12 protein-coding genes are annotated in these 19,432 nt (G+C 34.3%); 8 read left to right on the top strand and 4 right to left on the bottom strand.

The annotated features are described in order from the left end of the window. Window positions 1-237: 237 nt before the first annotated feature. The 3 genes from V1468_RS16255 (at window position 238) to uvrB (ending at window position 11,207) form a co-directional block, all read left to right on the top strand. On the top strand, window positions 238-6,744 hold the full coding sequence (locus tag V1468_RS16255) for a choice-of-anchor L domain-containing protein (protein WP_331811264.1): 6,507 nt from the start codon (window positions 238-240) through the stop codon (window positions 6,742-6,744). 66 nt (window positions 6,745-6,810) lie between these two features. Next, on the top strand, window positions 6,811-9,165 hold the full coding sequence (locus V1468_RS16250; RefSeq protein ID WP_331811263.1) for a choice-of-anchor L domain-containing protein: 2,355 nt from the start codon (window positions 6,811-6,813) through the stop codon (window positions 9,163-9,165). Window positions 9,166-9,200: 35 nt separating this feature from the next. Further along, entirely contained in the window at window positions 9,201-11,207 is a 2,007-nt protein-coding gene (gene uvrB / locus V1468_RS16245) for an excinuclease ABC subunit UvrB (protein ID WP_331811262.1), read from the top strand. 128 nt (window positions 11,208-11,335) lie between these two features. On the opposite strand, the gene V1468_RS16240 is transcribed toward uvrB, so the two are convergent. Continuing rightward, window positions 11,336-11,737: a TerB family tellurite resistance protein gene (locus V1468_RS16240; RefSeq protein ID WP_331811261.1), complete on the bottom strand. Its 402-nt coding sequence runs from the start codon at window positions 11,735-11,737 to the stop codon at window positions 11,336-11,338. 286 nt (window positions 11,738-12,023) lie between these two features. Here V1468_RS16240 and V1468_RS16235 point away from each other — a divergent pair, with 286 nt between their 5' ends. The 3 genes from V1468_RS16235 to V1468_RS16225 all read left to right on the top strand — a co-directional run bounded on the left by V1468_RS16235 (window position 12,024) and on the right by V1468_RS16225 (window position 13,733). Beyond that, the gene (locus V1468_RS16235; protein ID WP_331811260.1) at window positions 12,024-12,701 is read left to right on the top strand and encodes an alpha/beta hydrolase; all 678 of its coding nucleotides are present in this window, start codon (window positions 12,024-12,026) and stop codon (window positions 12,699-12,701) included. Between the two features lie 3 nt (window positions 12,702-12,704). Then, window positions 12,705-12,947 (top strand): DUF1456 family protein, encoded by a 243-nt coding sequence (locus tag V1468_RS16230; RefSeq protein WP_331811259.1) that lies wholly within the window; start codon window positions 12,705-12,707, stop codon window positions 12,945-12,947. Window positions 12,948-13,031: 84 nt separating this feature from the next. Next, window positions 13,032-13,733 carry a phosphoadenylyl-sulfate reductase gene (locus tag V1468_RS16225; RefSeq protein ID WP_331811258.1) on the top strand — a complete coding sequence of 234 codons (702 nt, stop codon included), beginning with the start codon at window positions 13,032-13,034 and terminating at the stop codon, window positions 13,731-13,733. 99 nt (window positions 13,734-13,832) lie between these two features. On the opposite strand, the gene sucC is transcribed toward V1468_RS16225, so the two are convergent. Together sucC and V1468_RS16215 are read right to left on the bottom strand one after the other, a co-directional pair. Further along, window positions 13,833-15,023, bottom strand: a complete 1,191-nt coding sequence (sucC, locus tag V1468_RS16220; protein WP_331811257.1) for an ADP-forming succinate--CoA ligase subunit beta — start codon at window positions 15,021-15,023, stop codon at window positions 13,833-13,835. 102 nt (window positions 15,024-15,125) lie between these two features. Further along, on the bottom strand, window positions 15,126-15,788 hold the full coding sequence (locus V1468_RS16215; protein WP_331811256.1) for a hypothetical protein: 663 nt from the start codon (window positions 15,786-15,788) through the stop codon (window positions 15,126-15,128). A 104-nt stretch (window positions 15,789-15,892) separates the two neighbouring features. Here V1468_RS16215 and lysA point away from each other — a divergent pair, with 104 nt between their 5' ends. Further along, window positions 15,893-17,098 (top strand): diaminopimelate decarboxylase, encoded by a 1,206-nt coding sequence (gene lysA, locus V1468_RS16210; protein WP_331811255.1) that lies wholly within the window; start codon window positions 15,893-15,895, stop codon window positions 17,096-17,098. 195 nt (window positions 17,099-17,293) lie between these two features. Next, window positions 17,294-18,019, top strand: a complete 726-nt coding sequence (locus V1468_RS16205; RefSeq protein WP_331811254.1) for a hypothetical protein — start codon at window positions 17,294-17,296, stop codon at window positions 18,017-18,019. Between the two features lie 7 nt (window positions 18,020-18,026). Here the strand turns inward: V1468_RS16205 and V1468_RS16200 are convergent, their stop codons facing one another. Continuing rightward, window positions 18,027-19,430 (bottom strand): M20/M25/M40 family metallo-hydrolase, encoded by a 1,404-nt coding sequence (locus tag V1468_RS16200; protein WP_331811253.1) that lies wholly within the window; start codon window positions 19,428-19,430, stop codon window positions 18,027-18,029. Window positions 19,431-19,432 lie beyond the last annotated feature (2 nt).

Below are 19,432 nucleotides of genomic sequence, written 5' to 3'. Positions count from 1 at the left end.
TCTTACAACGGCAATCCTATGCCTGCTGGTGATTACTGGTTTGTTGCTAAAGTGAGACAAGATGACAACGTCTTTGAAGTCAAAGGGCACTTTGCGCTGAGACGTTAAAAAAACTCTCTAGCCACCTATTAACCTAATTATTAAGCATTTCAGCATTGAAAATACCCACTGTTGGGGATTTTTTATAATTTCATTCCATTGTATTTTGCAATAGCTATTAATCAACCTACATTATTAATGAAATTAAAGAAATACTTAGCTTTAATACTTACAACGTTTTGTTTTTATTTTGCTATAAGTCAACAGATTACTACAGACACATCTTTATCTTTAGAACAGTTAATTCAGAATAATCTCGGACAAAATTGTGTAGAAATTTCTAACATCGTTTCGAGTGTTAATGGTTCTGCAAATGGATTTTCGAGCTATGGAAGTTTTCAAAAAGAAAACTCTAACTTCCCTTTTGAAAACGGTATTGTTTTAACAACAGGTAATGTAGATTCCGCTGGAAATATCTTAAACACAGATGTCTTAAACGAAGGTGACGAAACTTGGCTAACAGACTCAGATTTAGAAAATGCTCTTGGCATAACCGACACACATAATGCAACATCTATTCAGTTTAATTTTATATCTGTTGCCAACCAAATTCAGTTTAATTACATATTAGCCTCAGAGGAATATGCACAAAATTTTCCTTGCACCTATTCTGATGGTTTTGCTTTTTTAATTAGAGAAGCTGGCTCTACAGATCCGTTTACTAATATTGCCTTAATTCCAGGAACTACGACACCTGTAAACACCAACACTATTCACGATGAAATTATAGAATTTTGTCCTGCCGAAAATGAAGAATATTTTGAAGGTTATAATGTAGGCGACACTAACTATAACGGAAGAACCGTAGTCCTAACGGCAACCGCTGCAATACAACCTAATCAAGAATATGAAATAAAGTTAGTGATAGCAGACCAGGATGACGATAATTATGATTCTGCAGTTTTTATAGAAGGTAATAGTTTTAATGCCAGTGTAGATCTTGGTCCCGATATTACAACGTGTGGAGAGTCTGTAACTTTAAATGCAGATATACAAAATCCCTTAGCATCCTATCAATGGTTTCAAGATGACATCCTAATTGCAAATGAAAATGGAACAAGTTTAGAAGTTACCTCTTCTGGTACATACCATGTCGAAGTAACCATTCAGCTAAACCAAACCTCTTGTGTTATTGAAGATGCTGTTGATATTACTTTAAATTCTGAGCAATCTTCTGGTACGATTTCAGACTTTCTACTATGTGATGACATCTCAAATGATGGTGAAGAGGATTTTGATTTAACTTTGAAAGACTATGAAGTTTTAGCATCAGTTCCGCCATCAAACTATAATATAAGTTACCATTACTCACAACAAGATGCGCAAGATAATAGCAATGCCATTACAGGAACAATTCAAAATACAAGCACTCCTCAACCTATTTTTGTAAGAATAGAAGATGTAGACAATGGATGCCTTGCATTCTCAACATTTAATCTAGTTGTTAACTCCACACCAGAAGTTACAGCGCCAGACCCTATTACTATTTGTCAAGATCCAACTCTAGATGGTGTAACTTATGTAGACTTAACGGAAGCTAACAACCAAATTACGGATGGCAACCCAAACTTATATGTATCCTATCATAACTCGCAACCTGAAGCAGACTTAGGTATTAATCCTATTTATTCTCCATATCCAAACAACAATGTTTCTGAAACGTTGTACATACGTGTATATGATGCTACAACAGGTTGTTCTAACACATCGTCCTTAGATATTGTTTTTCAATCTGGACCTGCCGTCAATACCGAAAATCAATGGATAAATGCCTGCGAGCAAGATTTTGATGGATTTGAAGAATTTGATTTAACCAGTGTTGTAGATAATATTCTTCAAGGTTTAACTGGTGTTGAAGTTAGTTTTCATGAATATTTATACGACGCACAAAACAACATTAATCCTATTGCAAACCCAGAAAACTACCAAAACATAATTCAAAATTTTCAACTAATTTATGTTAGAATTCAAGATGAAACTACTGGTTGCTACACCATAACCAACATAGAACTTCATGCTAATATTATTCAAAATGTATATTCTAATGAAGCATTTTTAGAATGTGACGACCCTAGTAATGATGGTATCGCAGACTTTGATCTTGCTGCTATAGAAGTTGATTTAGAGGATGGTTATGACGAATTTGAGACTACGTTTTACGAAACTGAAGAAGATAGAGAAAATGATGTTAACGCCTTAGATGAAAACATACTATACACAGTATCTAACGGTGGCACAACCATATATGCCAAAATAGTTAGTGATGATTGTACAGAACTTGTAGATATTGTATTACAAGTTGCACCTGCTATTATTTTAACACCACAGGTAGCTGAATATTGTGATGATGGTGCTAACGATGGATTGACATATATAGAAATGGATACATTTTATAGTATAGCCAGCCAAGGTATTACACCTGCTAACGTAAAGTATTATTTAGAAGAACAACATGCCATTGATGATGTTAATATTTTAGCAGATAACGTTTACAACAGTGCTAATCCTCAGCTTTTTTATATTAGGGTTACAAACACACAAACAGGATGTTACGGTATATCAACACTGGAAGTAACAATTGTAGATGCGCCTGAGATTATGTACCCAGACCCAATAGTGGTATGTGATGATGATCAGGACGGAATTTCTACGGTAAACCTAGAAAGCCAAATTCCAGACATAATAGCGTCTTCAGATGGGTTTGAAATTACGTTTTACACAGACTATAGTAATGCGCTCAGCGCAACAAACCCAATAGAAAATCCTGATAATTATACGACTTCTACACAGTACATTTATGCAAGAGTAGAAAATGAAACCACAGGTTGTCATAGTATCTCTGAATTTTATGTTTATATAAATACACTTCCTGAATTTGCTCCGATTTCAAACTTTGAAAATTGTGAAGCAGATATATCTGGAGTGGCCGATTTTTATTTCTATCTTAAAGACACTGAAATATTAAATGGACAACCAGATAAATTTGTAACGTATTTTGAAACTGAGGCAGATGCCATTGCCAACACAAATCCTATCGACAAATACTCTGCTTATCAAAACACTTCTAGCCCTCAGACCATTTATGTTAGAGTTGCCAACTTCACAGACGAAAATTGTTTTGGTACTTCCTCATTTGAACTAGAGGTTGGCGCACTACCAATTTATAATGCAGCTGAGAGCATATACATATGTGATGATATTAGTAATGATGGATTAGTTACAGTAAATCTTAATGAAACGATAACAGCTATGGCTGATGGAAGTCCTGAAACCTTAGACATTACGTTTTATACTTCAGAGTACAATGCCAATAACAGCTTAGATCCTGTAGATTTAATTTACACAAACAGCACCAATCCTCAACAATTATTTGCTCGTGTAGACAATGGCAATTATTGTCATGGTATTTCAGCTTTTGAAATTAATATTATATCAGCTCCAGTTGTCAATCCTGCACCTCCATTAGTTGCTTGCGATGATAATTACGATGGAATCCTAACATGGGATTTAACACTTTCAGAAGTTGATATATTAGATGTAAGGCAAGATGATATTGTTGTCTCTTACTTTGAAAGTATAGAAGATTTGGAAGATGATCTTAACCCTATTTTAAACCCAGATAACTATACTAATCTTACAAATCCACAAACGGTTTATGTAAAGATTAACAACACAATCAGTAATTGTTTTGTAACTGTTCCTATTGATATCATTGTTAATTTACCTCCTCCTGTAAATGATTTTATGAATATTGAGATTTGTGATAATCCGATGTCAAATTTCGATTTAACTACTATTAATTCTATTGTTACAGATGATACTACTGGCATCAACTTTACCTATCACAACAATCAAACCGATGCTAATAATAATGCTAATCCAATAGACAATAATTACATTTACACAGGCTCGTCGCACACAATTTACGCAAGACTAACCTATACTGACACAGGTTGTTTTGCTACATATCCATTTGAGCTTATAATAAATCCTTTACCAATCGCGCAGCAACCTCAAGATTTAGAAACCTGTGATGATCTATCTAATGACGGGTTTGAAGTGTTTGATCTCTCCAGCCAAAACGCAACTATCTTGCAATCTCAGGATCCTAATATATTTTTAGTGAGTTATCATAACAGTATGACAGATGCTCAAGAGGGAGAGAATAGTTTACCAACAGATTACAATGCCCAAAATAACGAAACCATTGTGGTCAGAGTTGAAAATAGCATTACAGGTTGTTTTTCTACGACATCATTTAACACTATAGTGTATCCAGCTCCTTCAGCTGTAAGTCCATTAGTTATATGTGATACAGATTATGATGGTTTAAACACTTTTAATCTTACAGAAGCGGAGTCAGAGTTGTATACTACAATACCTGATAATGTATCTATTTCCTATTTTGAAAGTATTGAGGACTTAGATTCAGATCTAAATAGTATTGCAATTCCAGATGCTTATAACAATACAAGCAATCCTCAAACAGTGTACATTAAAGTGTTTAATAATGCTGCAAATTGCTATAGCACAATTCCATTAGAATTAAATGCTGTTTTACCACCTGCCACCAATGACTTTGAGGTCTATGAGATTTGTGATAATTCGGACAGCAGTTTTAATTTAAGTGAAATTGAATCTGTTATTGTTGATGACACTACAGGATTAGTGTTTTCATATTTCACAAGCTTAAACGACGCTAATACAGACCTTAATCCACTTTCTGTAAACTATACTTACACAAGCAGCAACGATATATTATTTGTGAAAGTCACCAGCGCAACTACAGGTTGTTTCTATATTTATGAATTTACTCTTCAGGTTAACCCTTTACCAATAGCTAATCAACCTGAAGACATGGAAGTCTGTGATGATGACAGTAACGATGGTTTTGAGATTTTCGACTTAGCTTCCCAAACCAATACTGTTTTAGGGACACAAAGTACTTCAGAATTTACAGTGTCCTATCACTTAAATACGATTGATGCCTCTAATGATGAAAATGCGTTAGACGATTTATACAACGGCAACGATAACCAAACAATTATTGTTAGAATTGAAAATAATGAAACACAGTGTTTTAGTCTAACTCAATTTGCTTTATTTGTCAATCCGTTTCCAAATGAACCAAGTCCAATAACAGAATGCGATATTGATTATGATGGCATTACCAATTTTGATTTAACAACAGCAGAAGCTGAGTTATTTGCCACTTCAGATCCAGATGATATTATTACATATTTTGAATCTATTGATGATTTAAATGCTGATATCAATCCAATATCTAATCCAGATAATTACACTAATTTAAGTAATCCACAAACTGTTTACATTAAGGTTTACAATACAGTTGCAGACTGTTACAGGTTTGTACCACTGCAACTGAAAGTTAATTTACCTCCTGCAATTAACAATTTTGAGGTATTCGAAATTTGTGAAAATGACACCAATAGCTTCGATTTAAGCACCATAGACTCAGTACTTGTCGATAACACTTACAACATACTTATCGACTATTTTAATAGTGAATCTGATGCGCTTCAAAATGAAAATGCATTGGATGATAATTATACTTACACTACTACAAATGATATTATTTACGTACGCGTAGAATACAGCACAACACATTGTTACCACATTTATCCTTTTGAACTACAAGTAAATCCATTACCTGTTATTAATCAACCTGAAGACTTGATGGATTGTGATGATGATTTTGATGGTTCTTTAGTGTTTAATCTAGAGTCTCAAACCTCATCAATATTAAACGGATTAAATCCTTCAAATTATAGTGTATCGTATTACAATGATATGAGTTTGGCTGAAGAAGGTGAAGGATGGATAAATAGTGCAGCATATAATGCGTATGATGGTGAAACTATTATCGCCAGAGTAGAAAACAACACAACAGGCTGCTACAATTTAACCACGTTTAACACCATAGTGTATCGCAAACCTTTAGTGAACATTCCTAACCAAACAATATGTATAGATAATTTGCCATTAATAGTTTCAGCAGATACAGGCTATGATAGCGATAGTTATTTATGGTCTACTAATGCAATTTCAGAGAGTATTGAAATAACTGAGATAGGCACATATTCGGTTACAGTAACTTCTGAAAATGGTTGCGAAACCACAAGCACATTTAATGTTATAGAATCTGAATCTGCAATTATTGAACTCACTGAAGTATTAGATTTTTCAGACCCTAATAACATTACTATAACCATAAGTGGTATTGGTAATTACCTCTATATTTTAGATGATGGAGATCCTCAGGAATCTAACATTTTCGAAAATGTTTCTCATGGTTATCACACCATTACCATAATAGATTTAAACGGTTGTGCAGAAGTTACCAAAGAAGTTGTCGTAGTTGATGCACCTAAATTCTTTACTCCAAATGGAGATACTATAAATGAAACTTGGCATATTGTAGGCATTGAAACCTTACCAGGAAGTGTGGTGTATATTTTTGATAGATACGGTAAACTCATAAAACAACTTGGCTCTAGTACGTCTGGATGGGATGGCACCTACAATGGCAATAACATGCCAGCAAGCGACTATTGGTTTCTTGCAGAAATCAAAGGAGGTGATAAAGCTTTTGATGTAAGAGGTCACTTTGCCTTAAAACGTTAGTTATAACCTATACTTAACACTTTTTAATATTTTCTATGCGTATCTTTGCACTCTCTAAAAATTGAGATGAAGAAAATATTAAAATTTGTTGTATTTCTTATATCACTATCTACCTACTCCCAGAATATTGTTGTAGATAGCCAAACCTATACTCCACAGCAACTTATAGAAGACATATTGATTGATAGTGATTGTATTACCAATATTAATGTCACTAATGCTGTCGGTGGCAATTTTAGTGGTAACGATCAAAGTTATGGCTATTTTGATGCTACAGGAACAAGCTTTCCTTTTGAAAGCGGTATTGTTTTAAGCACTGGCAGACTTATAAATGTTCCAGGACCAAATGATAACTTAAGTGATGATGATGCCGCAAATTGGGCGGGAGATATCGATTTAGAAATTGCATTAAATGAAAACCAAACGTATAATGCCACAATATTAGAATTCGATTTTACTGCTGTTGCATCACAGGTTAGTTTTCGTTATTTATTTGCTTCAGAAGAATACCAAGAAAACAATCCTAATAGTTGTGAGTTTTCTGATTTATTTGGGTTTTTAATAAAACCTACAGCTGGTGATAACCCTTATCAAAATATAGCATTAGTACCAGACACTACCATTCCAGTAAAAGCAACAACTGTAACTCCTGGTGTTCCTGGATCTTGCCCTCCACAAAACGAAACTTACTTCGGGTCTTATAATGGTGTCAACTCGCCTATAAACTTTAATGGCCAAACAGCTGTTTTAACGGCAACGGCAAATGTTATTCCTAATCAGTCTTATCATGTAAAACTGGTTATTGCTGACGAGCAAAACTACCGCTACGACTCTGCAGTGTTTCTTGAGGCTGGTAGCTTTCAACTATCTACCGATTTAGGTCCAAATAGGCTTCTTGCAACTGGAAATGCATTATGTGAAGGAGAAACTCTAGAACTCAACGCCAACCATCCTGCTTTAAGTTCTTACAGTTGGTACAAAGATGGTGTTTTACAAGAAACAACACCTAACTGTTTAAACTGTGGGTATTACACAGTTACAGAACCAGGAACCTATAATGTTGAAGTTACCATCTTAGATGATTGTATTTCTTATGGAGAAATTATTGTTGAATACGCTCCTGTCCCACTCGGTCAAGATTCAATTCTAACGGAATGCGATGTAGATACTGATGGTTTAACAACCTACAATTTGTTTGATGCCGAAAATGATTTAACCAATAACAATACTGATTTAATCGTTTCAAATTTCTTCTTAACGGAGGATGATGCCTTAAATGATGCTAATCCTATAACAGACCCAATAAACTTTCAAAATACGGAAGCGTTTCAAAATGTGTTTGCTCGTGTAGTTAATACTGCAAATTGTTTTGATGTTGTTGCGCTAGAATTGCAAACTACAAACAATACAATTTCAATTCCAGATTTGGGAGCTTGTGATGGCATGGAAATGGATGGATTTGCCACATTCACGTTGAGCAATATTGAAGCTTCCATTATCGCTCAAATTCCAACAGGATCTCAAGTAACATACTATGAAACCCTCGAAAATGCTTTAAGCGAAAGCAATTCTTTACCAAATAATTACACCAACATCACAGCTGATACACAAACCATTTTTGTAAAAATTAAAAACGATAATCAGTGTTTCAGCATTTCAACAGCAAATCTGAATGTACTTTACACTCCTGTATTAGAAGCAGACGAAACTTTAATTTATTGCACAAATACGTTTCCTGAAACAATTACACTTCATGGTGGAGTTTTAAATGATTTACCAAACAATTACTACTATGAGTGGTTTTTTAATGGTACTTTAACAGACGTTGACACCTCGTTCAATGAGATCAACGAAGCCGGAAACTACACCGTAATTGTTACCGATCCTAACGGTTGTTCATCAAGCCGAACCATAACAGTAAATGCATCTGAAACTGCTATTGTTGAAAGTATTTCCATTGAAGGTATTTCACCAAATAATACAGTTACGATTAATGTTACTGGACAAGGCTTTTACGATTATGCCATAGATGATATTAATGGCTTTTATCAAGAAAGCAATGTATTTACTAATATTCCTGAAGGTGAACATACCATTTATATAAATGACAGGAATGGTTGTGGCATCGTTGAAGAAACCATAACGATAGTTGGCATACCTAAATTCTTTACACCAAATGGTGATGATATTAACGACACTTGGCAAATTGTAGGTGCAGATACAGATCTCAACCAAATCGAAAGCTTACAGATTTTTGATCGCTACGGAAAAATTATGATGCAATCGTATTCTGGTGGTTTTAGTTGGGACGGAAATTATAAAGGTAATCCTATGCCTTCAAGCGATTATTGGTATATCGTAAAATTTAGGCAAGATGCTAAAGACTACGAAATTAAAGGTCACTTTGCTTTAAAACGATAATTGATTACTGCCAATCTTTATCGTAAATTTGTGCTATGCGCTTTAAGATAGAATCAGAATTTAAACCTACAGGAGACCAACCCGAAGCTATAAAACAATTAGCTGGTGGCATTACACAAGGTGAACGCTACCAAACCTTACTTGGTGTTACAGGTTCCGGAAAAACATTTACCGTTGCCAATGTTATTGAAGAAGTACAACGACCAACCTTGGTATTGGCACACAACAAAACCTTAGCTGCGCAATTATACTCGGAGTTCAAACAGTTTTTCCCTAATAATGCTGTTGAATACTTTGTATCGTATTACGACTATTACCAACCAGAGGCTTACATTCCTGTTTCTGGTGTTTATATTGAAAAAGATTTATCTATAAACGAGGAAATTGAGAAGATGCGATTGAGCACAACCTCTTCTCTACTCTCTGGACGTCGCGATGTTCTCGTAGTTGCATCAGTATCTTGTTTGTATGGTATTGGTAATCCAGTTGAATTTCAGAAAAATGTAATCACACTAGAACGCGATCAGGTCATTTCAAGAACTAAACTTCTACACAAATTAGTACAAAGTTTATACTCGCGTACTGAAGCTGACTTTAAAAATGGGAACTTTAGGATAAAAGGAGATACTGTAGATGTGTTTCCTGGCTATTCAGACAATGCGTTTAGAATTCATTTTTTTGGTGATGAAATTGAAGAAATTGAAGCTTTTGATCCGTATTCTAATGAAGTGATTGAGCGCTATGACAGACTCAACATCTATCCTGCAAACATGTTTGTAACATCGCCGGACGTACTTCAAAATGCGATTAGAGACATACAAGACGATTTGGTAAAGCAACACGATTATTTTAAAGATATAGGCAAACATCTGGAAGCCAAACGTCTTAAAGAACGTACCGAATTTGACCTAGAAATGATCCGTGAGTTAGGCTACTGCTCTGGTATCGAGAACTATTCAAGATACTTAGATGGCAGAGCTCCTGGCACAAGACCGTTCTGTTTACTCGACTATTTTCCAGATGATTATTTAATGGTTGTTGATGAAAGTCATGTTACTATTTCGCAAGTACATGCCATGTATGGTGGAGACAGAAGTCGTAAAGAAAATTTAGTAGAATATGGTTTTAGATTGCCTGCAGCCATGGATAACAGACCTTTAAAATTTGAAGAGTTTGAAGCGTTGCAAAACCAGGTGATTTACGTTTCTGCAACTCCAGCAGATTACGAAATGCAAAAAACAGATGGAGTTTACGTTGAGCAAGTTATTAGACCAACTGGCCTATTAGATCCTATTATTGAGGTGCGTCCGAGTTTAAATCAAATTGATGATTTAATAGAAGAAATACAGGATCGTGTAGAGAAAGACGAACGTACATTGGTTACCACATTAACCAAGCGTATGGCAGAAGAATTGGTAAAATACTTAACACGCATTGCTATTCGCTGTCGCTACATTCACAGTGATGTAGATACGCTAGAGCGTGTAGAAATCATGCAAGATTTACGCAAAGGTTTGTTTGACGTGTTAGTTGGTGTAAACTTACTACGTGAAGGTTTAGACTTGCCAGAAGTATCGTTGGTGGCTATTTTAGATGCTGATAAAGAAGGTTTTTTACGTTCTAACCGTTCGCTTACTCAAACTGTTGGTAGAGCGGCGAGAAACTTAAATGGTAAAGCGATTATGTACGCAGATACTATTACCAAAAGTATGCAGCAAACCATAGACGAAACGAACTATAGACGTGAAAAGCAGATTGCTTATAACACCGCAAACAATATCACTCCAAAGGCTCTTAATAAGAGTTTAGATAGTGCTTTGGCAAAAAATTCTGTGAGTACGTACAAAACAGAACTCGATGCTAAGCTTGCTGCAGAACCAGAAAGCGAATATCTGACAAAATCGCAACTCGAAAAGAAAATTAGAGAAAAGCGTAAGCAAATGGAACAAGCCGCAAAAGCTTTAGACTTCATGGAAGCGGCTAAATTTAGAGATGAAATTACAGCTTATCAAGAAAAGTTAGAAAAGCTAAAAGTGAAATAGTGATTAGTGATTAGTGATTAGTGATTAGTGATTAGTGATTAGTGAAACTAATGAGTTTAAAATCAACTTAAACAACACACTTCTTAAAATTCAACCAATATACACTTTAACCAATAAACTTTAAGTATCTAATTATACTGAACCTTAAAAATGTCGATTAAGAAGTCTGGTGGCACAATTTTGTTAGGAAAACTATCCATTAAATCTAAAACTCTGTTAATAGACTCATGGCTTAATCCCATACGTAAACCAAAATTATGAATTTTCACTAATTGCTTAGGTGATACTTTGTGATCTAAGTTCATTAAAAGTACTAATCGATGAAACTGAACAATACGCTCGCTATGTGTTTTTAAATGCACATAAGTAACAGGATGTCTAAAAAGATATTCAAAATCTTCTTTAGAAATATCCAATTGCTTGGCGATACTAAATAAGAAATTATACTCAATAGTCTTCATATTTTCATCTGTCTGAGCAAAGGCAATCATCTCAGAAAGCAAACTCAATTTTTCAGCACGATTAATCATCTATATAGGGAATTAGGGTGAATTAATTATCAATGTAAAGTTACAGAGGTACATTATTTTATTGTCGTTGATATAATGTATCTTGTCGAAAAATTAAATGTACTTAGTCGGTATTTTTAAACTTTTGTCAAGCTCTAAAGCCTATAATAGTATGCGTTTCAACCATTTTTTAATATTTTTTTGGCTATTAATTTGTTTTAAAATTAATGCGCAAAACACTGCTTCTAAACAGGTTACAACTTTTACAATTGCCGCACCTCAACTCGATACTCTGAAAACAATTTGGGTGTATTTACCGAAAAATTACGAAAATTCTGAAAAAGCATATCCTGTCATTTATATGCACGATGCTCAAAATTTATTTGATGATAAGACTTCTTACGCAGGTGAATGGAAAGTAGATGAATATCTAGATACACTTAATCAAAATGAAAGTATAATTATTGGAATAGCGCATGGCAATGAAAAAAGAATAGACGAATTAACACCTTATAAGCATGAAAAATATGGTGGTGGTCGAGGTGAAAACTACGTAAAATTTATAAAAAACACCCTTAAGCCACATGTAGATGTTGCATACAGAACAAAGCCTAAAGCAGAGCATACTACTATTTTTGGAGCTTCACTCGGAGGCCTTATATCCTTTTATGCTGCAATAATGTATCCTGAAACCTTTGGTAAGGCAGGTGTTTTCTCACCTTCATTTTGGTTCAGTGAAAAAATTTTTGAACTTGTAAATTCTGTAAATATACCTACAACCTCAAAATTCTATTTTCTAGTCGGTGATAGTGAGAGTGACACCATGGTACCAGATCTAAAAAGAATGGTAAATTTATTAAAGACTAAAGGCGTTGACGATTATCAAATTGAATACCACATTATAGAAGGTGGCCAGCACAATGAGAAACTATGGTCTGAAAATTTTTCAGCAGCATATGAATGGTTATTTACTAAAGCAAACTAAATTATGACGAACAACGATATTTTTAAAAAACTAAGAGTCGCCCACAAACTCAGAGACGAAGACATTGTAAAAATCCTAGAACTTGTAGATTTTAGAATTACTAAAAGTGAGCTTAATGCCTTTTTTAGGCGAGAGGATCACCCTAAATACATGGAATGTGGAGACCAAATACTCAGAAATTTCCTAAACGGTTTAATTATTCATTTAAGAGGTCCAATGCCAAAAAAGCAAAAAAAGACGTCTTAAGCTAAGAATTTCATAAAAATAATTAAATTCCTTTTTTGTTATATTCTTTGCTTTTAAATTGCATAATAGAAATTGATTGATAGCATGTTTGAAACCTCTTCAAATTACACTCCTTTGCTAAACATTTCTGCAGAGGAAATTAAAGCACTTAATAAAAAGCACAAACCTTTATCTCCAAGTGAACGTATAAAGCAATTGTACTTAGATTTTGATATTGCAGATGTAATGCTAACCAGTTCTTTTGCTGCAACGTCGGCATTTTTATTAAAGTTGGTTTCTGATATTAATAATAAACAAGAAGTGTTTTTTATTGATACAGGCTATCATTTTGACGACACCTTAAAATACAAAACTACCTTAGAGAAAAAATACAATCTCAATGTTACTTCTATTTCTGCAATTAAGGAAGAACACGAGTTTACAACCAAAGATGAAACCTGGAAAAAAAACCCTGATTTCTGTTGTTCAATCAACAAGGTTCAACCTTTAGAAAAAATAAAGAAAGAATACAAAGTTTGGATTTCTGGTTTAATGGAGTGGCAAAGTGACCATAGAGCAACCTTAGATATCTTTGAAGAGCGTGGTAATATTTTAAAGTTCTACCCTCTTTTGGATGTTAGCAAAGAAGAGCGAGATGCTTTTATAGAAGAGCACAACCTTCCTTTCCATCCTTTAGTAGCTAAGGGCTATCATTCTATTGGTTGTACACATTGTACAGTTCCAGGAGAGGACAGAAGTGGCCGTTGGAACAACAACCCTAAAACCGAATGTGGTTTGCATTTATAAAAGACACATACTAACTAAAAAAAATAATTGTTTTTTAGTTTTTTATCATAAAAAAGCGCCTTAATTAAGGCGCTTTTTAATTCTATATTTATTGTTTTCTTAAGAAAGAACTTCTTGTACTTTATCAGCAGCTTCTTGGAATTCTGTAGCACTTAGTACGTCTAAACCAGAATTATCAATTAAGTCCTTAGCAATATCTGCATTGGTACCTTGTAAACGTACAATAATTGGTACGTTAATGTTACCCATGTTTTTATAAGCATCAATAACACCTTGTGCTACTCTATCGCAACGAACAATACCACCAAAGATATTAATTAAGATTGCTTTTACGTTAGGATCTTTTAAAATGATTTTAAAAGCAGCCTCTACTCTAGCAGCATCTGCAGTACCACCAACGTCTAAGAAGTTAGCTGGCTCACCACCTGCTTGCTTAATTAAATCCATAGTAGCCATTGCTAAACCAGCACCATTTACCATACAACCAACGTTACCGTCTAGGTCTACATAGTTAAGGCCTAATTCACCAGCTTCAACCTCAATTGGGTTTTCTTCACGCTTATCGCGTAATTCAGCTAAATCTTTATGTCTGTATAATGCATTAGCGTCCAAAGTAACTTTAGAGTCTACAGCCATAATTTTATCATCACTTGTTTTTAAAACAGGATTGATTTCAAATAAAGATGCATCAGATTTTACATATGCAGTGTAAAGTGAAGACACAAACTTGGTCATTTCTTTAAATGCAGTACCAGATAATCCTAAATTAAAAGCTACACGACGTGCCTGAAATGGTAAAAGACCTAAAGCAGGATCGATTTCTTCTGTAAAGATTAAGTGAGGTGTTTTCTCAGCAACTTCCTCTATATCCATACCACCTTCAGTAGAATACATAATCATATTTTTACCACTACCTCTATTTAAAAGTACTGACATGTAGTATTCTTCTGGTTCGTTATCACCTGGATAGTAAACATCCTCAGCAACTAAAACTTGGTGTACTTTTTTACCTTCTGCAGAGGTTTGTGGTGTTACCAAATTCATTCCGATGATTTGACCAGCAAGATCTTTAACCTCGTCTAAGTTTTTGGCAAGTTTTACACCTCCACCTTTTCCACGTCCACCAGCATGAACCTGAGCTTTAATAACATGCCAACCTGTGCCTGTTTCTTCAGTTAATTTCTTAGCTGCTTCTACAGCTTCGTCAGCAGTTTGAGCCACAATGCCGCGTTGAATGCGTACTCCAAAGCTGTTTAGTAATTCTTTTCCTTGATATTCGTGTAAATTCATGTGTGATCTGAAATTAATTCGTTACGCAAAAATACATATACGCTTAGTTTAAACCAATAATTTTTGGGTTGAATTTTTAATCCTTGTCTTTAACTGAAAACTTTACTTTTTATTCAGGTTTTTTATAATAGAAAATGCACTATCTACATAGGCATCTTCAACTACAATTGTAAATTCGTTGGTTGTAGAAATCACTTCATATAAGGCCACATTTTGCCATGCCAAACGCTTTAAAATTTGATAGTATAAACCAGCAACAGTCGTATTACTCTTTGGTAATGTTAGACTGATGGCAGATAAATTTTCTTTTACAGCGATACACTCTTCATTCTTAAAACTTTCTTGTACAGAAGACTTTTCTGAACTAGAAATGATGATATTACTTTCTAAAATACCTCTGGTGAAAGTGTAAAACACATTACTCTTATCTTTTATTTTAGTGAGAATTGCTGCCTGACTATCTATTAAGGTGTTAGAGTTCTTATACGTAAAGTCACTTAAATTAGAACGCAACGTAATATCACCTAACTGCCCTAGAAGTGTATCTAGTTTATAATAAGGTTTACTGACCGCCAAACGATCTTTAAAGCGTCGTAATGCCATCATTATAGCCCCTGTTTTTACTGGTTTCCCTAACTTCTTGGAGACTTCATCTTGTAAGGCCTCTGCTAGTGCTGAATAATTAATAATTTCTTTTGCCAGACCTTCTTCTAAAAAAGGCTGCTCTAATACAATACGCTCTACACAAGATGCAATTGTCTTCATTTTGTTAATTATTTAACTTAATGTGTAAAATTAGTAAATATTCAACAATAAATTCCATTATAAAGTATCTAACTCTATGTTTGTGACTTTATTTAAAAAAATTGATGGACAACAATACGTTATTACAAATTGCCAAAGAATACGGGAGCCCAGTTTATGTATATGATGCAGAAAAAATTACAGCACAATACAAGCGCTTAACCAAAGCATTTAATTCTGTAAACAACTTAAGAATTAATTATGCTGTTAAAGCACTATCTAACATATCTGTGCTAAAGCTATTTAATACTATGGGTTCTGGATTGGATACAGTTTCTATTCAAGAGGTTCAACTTGGCTTAAAAGCAGGTTTTAAACCAGAAAATATTATTTATACTCCTAATGGTGTTTCTCTTGAAGAGATTGAAAATGTAGCAGAATTAGGTGTTCAAATTAATATTGATAATCTTTCTATTTTAGAACAATTTGGCTCTAAACATCCAAAAATCCCAGTTTGTATAAGAATAAATCCGCATGTTATGGCTGGTGGAAACACTAACATTTCTGTTGGTCACATTGACAGTAAATTCGGTATTTCAATTCATCAGATACCTTTATTGCTTCGTATTGTTGAAAATACAAACATGACCATAAACGGTATACACATGCATACTGGTAGTGATATTTTAGACATTGATGTGTTTTTGTATGCCAGTGAAATTTTGTTTGAAACTGCTAAGAATTTTAAAAATTTAGAGTTTATTGACTTTGGTTCTGGTTTTAAAGTCCCTTACAAAAAAGGAGATATAGAAACCAATATTGAAGAACTTGGTAAAAAACTATCAAAGCGATTTAATAGTTTTTGTAAAGAATATGGAAAAGACCTAACCCTTGCATTTGAGCCAGGTAAATTTTTAGTGAGTGAAGCTGGTGTGTTTTTAGCAAAAGTGAATGTTGTAAAACAAACAACATCTACAGTTTTTGCTCAAATAGATTCTGGCTTTAATCATCTTATTAGACCTATGCTTTATGGATCTCAACATGAAATAGAAAACATCTCTAACCCAAAAGGCAGAGAACGTTTTTACTCTGTTGTAGGCTACATCTGCGAAACCGACACCTTTGCCAATAACAGAAGAATTTCAGAAATAAACGAAGGTGATATTTTGTGTTTTAAAAATGCTGGTGCCTATTGCTTTACCATGTCTAGCAACTACAACTCACGCTACAGACCTGCTGAAGTTTTAATATACAAAGGCAAACCTCAACTCATACGACAACGAGAAACCTTTGAGGATATCTTAAGAAATCAACTTGAAATTGCTATGTAAAAGTTGAGAAGCGTTGCAAATTGCAGCGCTTTTTTTATACCTTTAAGCAATAGGTAATTCATCAATTAAAAGTTATATGAGTGGTTTTGATATTGTCATAGTTATTTCGGTAATCTTATTTGCCAGACTCGGAGTCCGCTTAGTATCAAAATACTTACAGATGAAGAAAGAAAAAAAGGATGATAAATAAAAACTATGATTCGTGTCTTTAGAAAAATCAGAAAGAAGTTCTTCGCCAACAAAGTAAGCAGCTACTTAGTATATGCCATAGGCGAAATAGCATTGGTAATGATTGGTATTTTATTGGCACTTTATGTCAATAACTGGAACGAAAACCGAAAGCTAAAATCAGTAATCAACAACACACTTAGCACAATTTCTTATGATCTTGAAGCAGACACATTATCTGCTAATACCATTATAGAATTTTACAAAAAAAACCTTGAAGACAGTAATAGAATATTAAATAATGAAATTACGCCAGAGAACTATATGGACTGTTTAAATTGTTTTAATCTTGTAACGGTTTACCAACCTTTTGCCATACAAACCAAAGGTTTTGAGCAGTTAAAGCGACTAACAGACGAAACTAACACACAAAAGGACAGCCTTATTTCTGATATTACCAGACTATATTCTGTTTACACTCCTATAATTGACAAGAATAATGACAGAATGGAAACCATTGTGATGAAGAATTTTTATGAACTTGAAAAATTTCCTTGGTTTATAGATTTAGCCACCAACAAATTAAGTGAAGAAGTCATAAAATATTACACAACAAGTGAAGATTATAAAAAACGTGTAGCATCTCATAGAATGCTCGCTGTCGGTAACCATTTAGGCGCAACACAAAAATACAAGGAAGATGCGATTGAACTAATAAACAGAATAAAACAAAGGCTTGACAAATCTCAATAGCTCTGTTTTAATCCTTTATCTCTTTCATTTTTAACGTCGTTTCCACACCATACTTATCTACCAAATACACCAAAGCTGTCATAGTTGCCGCTCCAAGTTCTAGTTCGCGTTTATTAACGTGTTCAAAGGTATCATTGGCAGCATGATGATGGTCAAAATATCGTTGCGAGTCTGGTCTTAAACCTGCTAATAAAATACCGTCATCTTTTAGTGGACCAATATCTGCACCACTATAACCTTTTTCAAAATAATGAATTAAATATGGTTTAAAAAGTGGTCTCCATGCATCAATTTTTTGCAGCATTAATTCACTACCATCAAAGCTAAAGCCTCTAGGTGTAAAACCACCTGAATCGCTTTCTAGTGCAAAAACATGTTTTTCGCCTTTTGCTTTTGCAACTTCTGCATATTTACGTCCTCCTCGCAGTCCGTTTTCTTCATTCATAAAAAGCACAACTCTAATGCTTCGTTTTGGTTTAATGCCACTTTCTTTCAACAAACGCAACACATCCATAGATTGTACGACTCCTGCACCATCATCGTGTGCTCCATCACCTAAGTCCCAAGAGTCTAAATGACCACCAACAACGATATATTCGTTAGGAAATTCGTTTCCTGTAATTTCACCAATGACGTTATAAGATTGTACATCATCAAACTGCTGACAGCTCATCTCGAAGAAAAATTCTAAGTCTTTATTTTGTTTTAAAGCTTCACTGAGCTTTACAGCATCATTGGTACTTATTGCTGCAGATGGTATTCTTTTTTCTATTGGCAAATCGCCGTAACTCATACTACCAGTATGTGGATAATCGTCTTGCCTAGAACTGAGTGAACGTACAATAGTCCCAACAGCACCATATTTTGCTGCTTCTGCCGCGCCTCTGTAACGCTCCACAGAACAACCTCCATAAGCTTCGAAGGTATTTATCAAATCTGGCTGTAAAGCTCTATTAATGAATACAATTTTGCCCTTAATCTTCGCCTCTCCAAGATCCTTTAAATCTTCATAACTACCAACCTCAATAACCTTTGCTTTTAATCCATTTTCTGGTGTAGCAACAGAGCCTCCTAAGGCACAAATATTAACCTTATTAAATTCATTATTAGAAACAAAGTAAGCCATTTCCTTTTCACCTCTCACCCATTTTGGAACCATTACAGGTTGTAGCCACACTTTATCTAAGCCAAGTTTTTCTAATTCTTTTTTAGTGTATTGCACTGCAAGTTCTGCATTGGTTGAACCAGATAAACGACCACCAATAGTATTGGATAAATAGCCTAACCATTGGTAACTTTTACCATTGGTTAAAGACTGTTTGTAAATGGTTTTTAATGCTGCTTCGTCTGTTTGTGCTACACAAAAAGAATATGAAAACAATATTAATATGAATGATAGTGAGGTTTTCATCT

It is taken from the genome of Winogradskyella poriferorum, assembly GCF_036553625.1.
Classification (GTDB): Bacteria; Bacteroidota; Bacteroidia; order Flavobacteriales; family Flavobacteriaceae; genus Winogradskyella; species Winogradskyella poriferorum.
The sequence above is the reverse complement of the archived record's forward strand: the minus strand, read 5'-3'. Positions and strand labels throughout refer to the sequence as shown.

Coding starts and splice junctions, on each gene's coding strand:
- V1468_RS16215 (WP_331811256.1), bottom strand. CDS start 15,788: ATGAAGACAATTGCATCTTGTGTAGAGCGTATTGTATTAGAGCAGCCT.
- V1468_RS16250 (WP_331811263.1), top strand. CDS start 6,811: ATGAAGAAAATATTAAAATTTGTTGTATTTCTTATATCACTATCTACC.
- V1468_RS16255 (WP_331811264.1), top strand. CDS start 238: ATGAAATTAAAGAAATACTTAGCTTTAATACTTACAACGTTTTGTTTT.
- V1468_RS16225 (WP_331811258.1), top strand. CDS start 13,032: ATGTTTGAAACCTCTTCAAATTACACTCCTTTGCTAAACATTTCTGCA.
- V1468_RS16205 (WP_331811254.1), top strand. CDS start 17,294: ATGATTCGTGTCTTTAGAAAAATCAGAAAGAAGTTCTTCGCCAACAAA.
- V1468_RS16230 (WP_331811259.1), top strand. CDS start 12,705: ATGACGAACAACGATATTTTTAAAAAACTAAGAGTCGCCCACAAACTC.
- uvrB (WP_331811262.1), top strand. CDS start 9,201: ATGCGCTTTAAGATAGAATCAGAATTTAAACCTACAGGAGACCAACCC.
- V1468_RS16240 (WP_331811261.1), bottom strand. CDS start 11,737: ATGATTAATCGTGCTGAAAAATTGAGTTTGCTTTCTGAGATGATTGCC.
- V1468_RS16200 (WP_331811253.1), bottom strand. CDS start 19,430: ATGAAAACCTCACTATCATTCATATTAATATTGTTTTCATATTCTTTT.
- lysA (WP_331811255.1), top strand. CDS start 15,893: ATGGACAACAATACGTTATTACAAATTGCCAAAGAATACGGGAGCCCA.
- sucC (WP_331811257.1), bottom strand. CDS start 15,023: ATGAATTTACACGAATATCAAGGAAAAGAATTACTAAACAGCTTTGGA.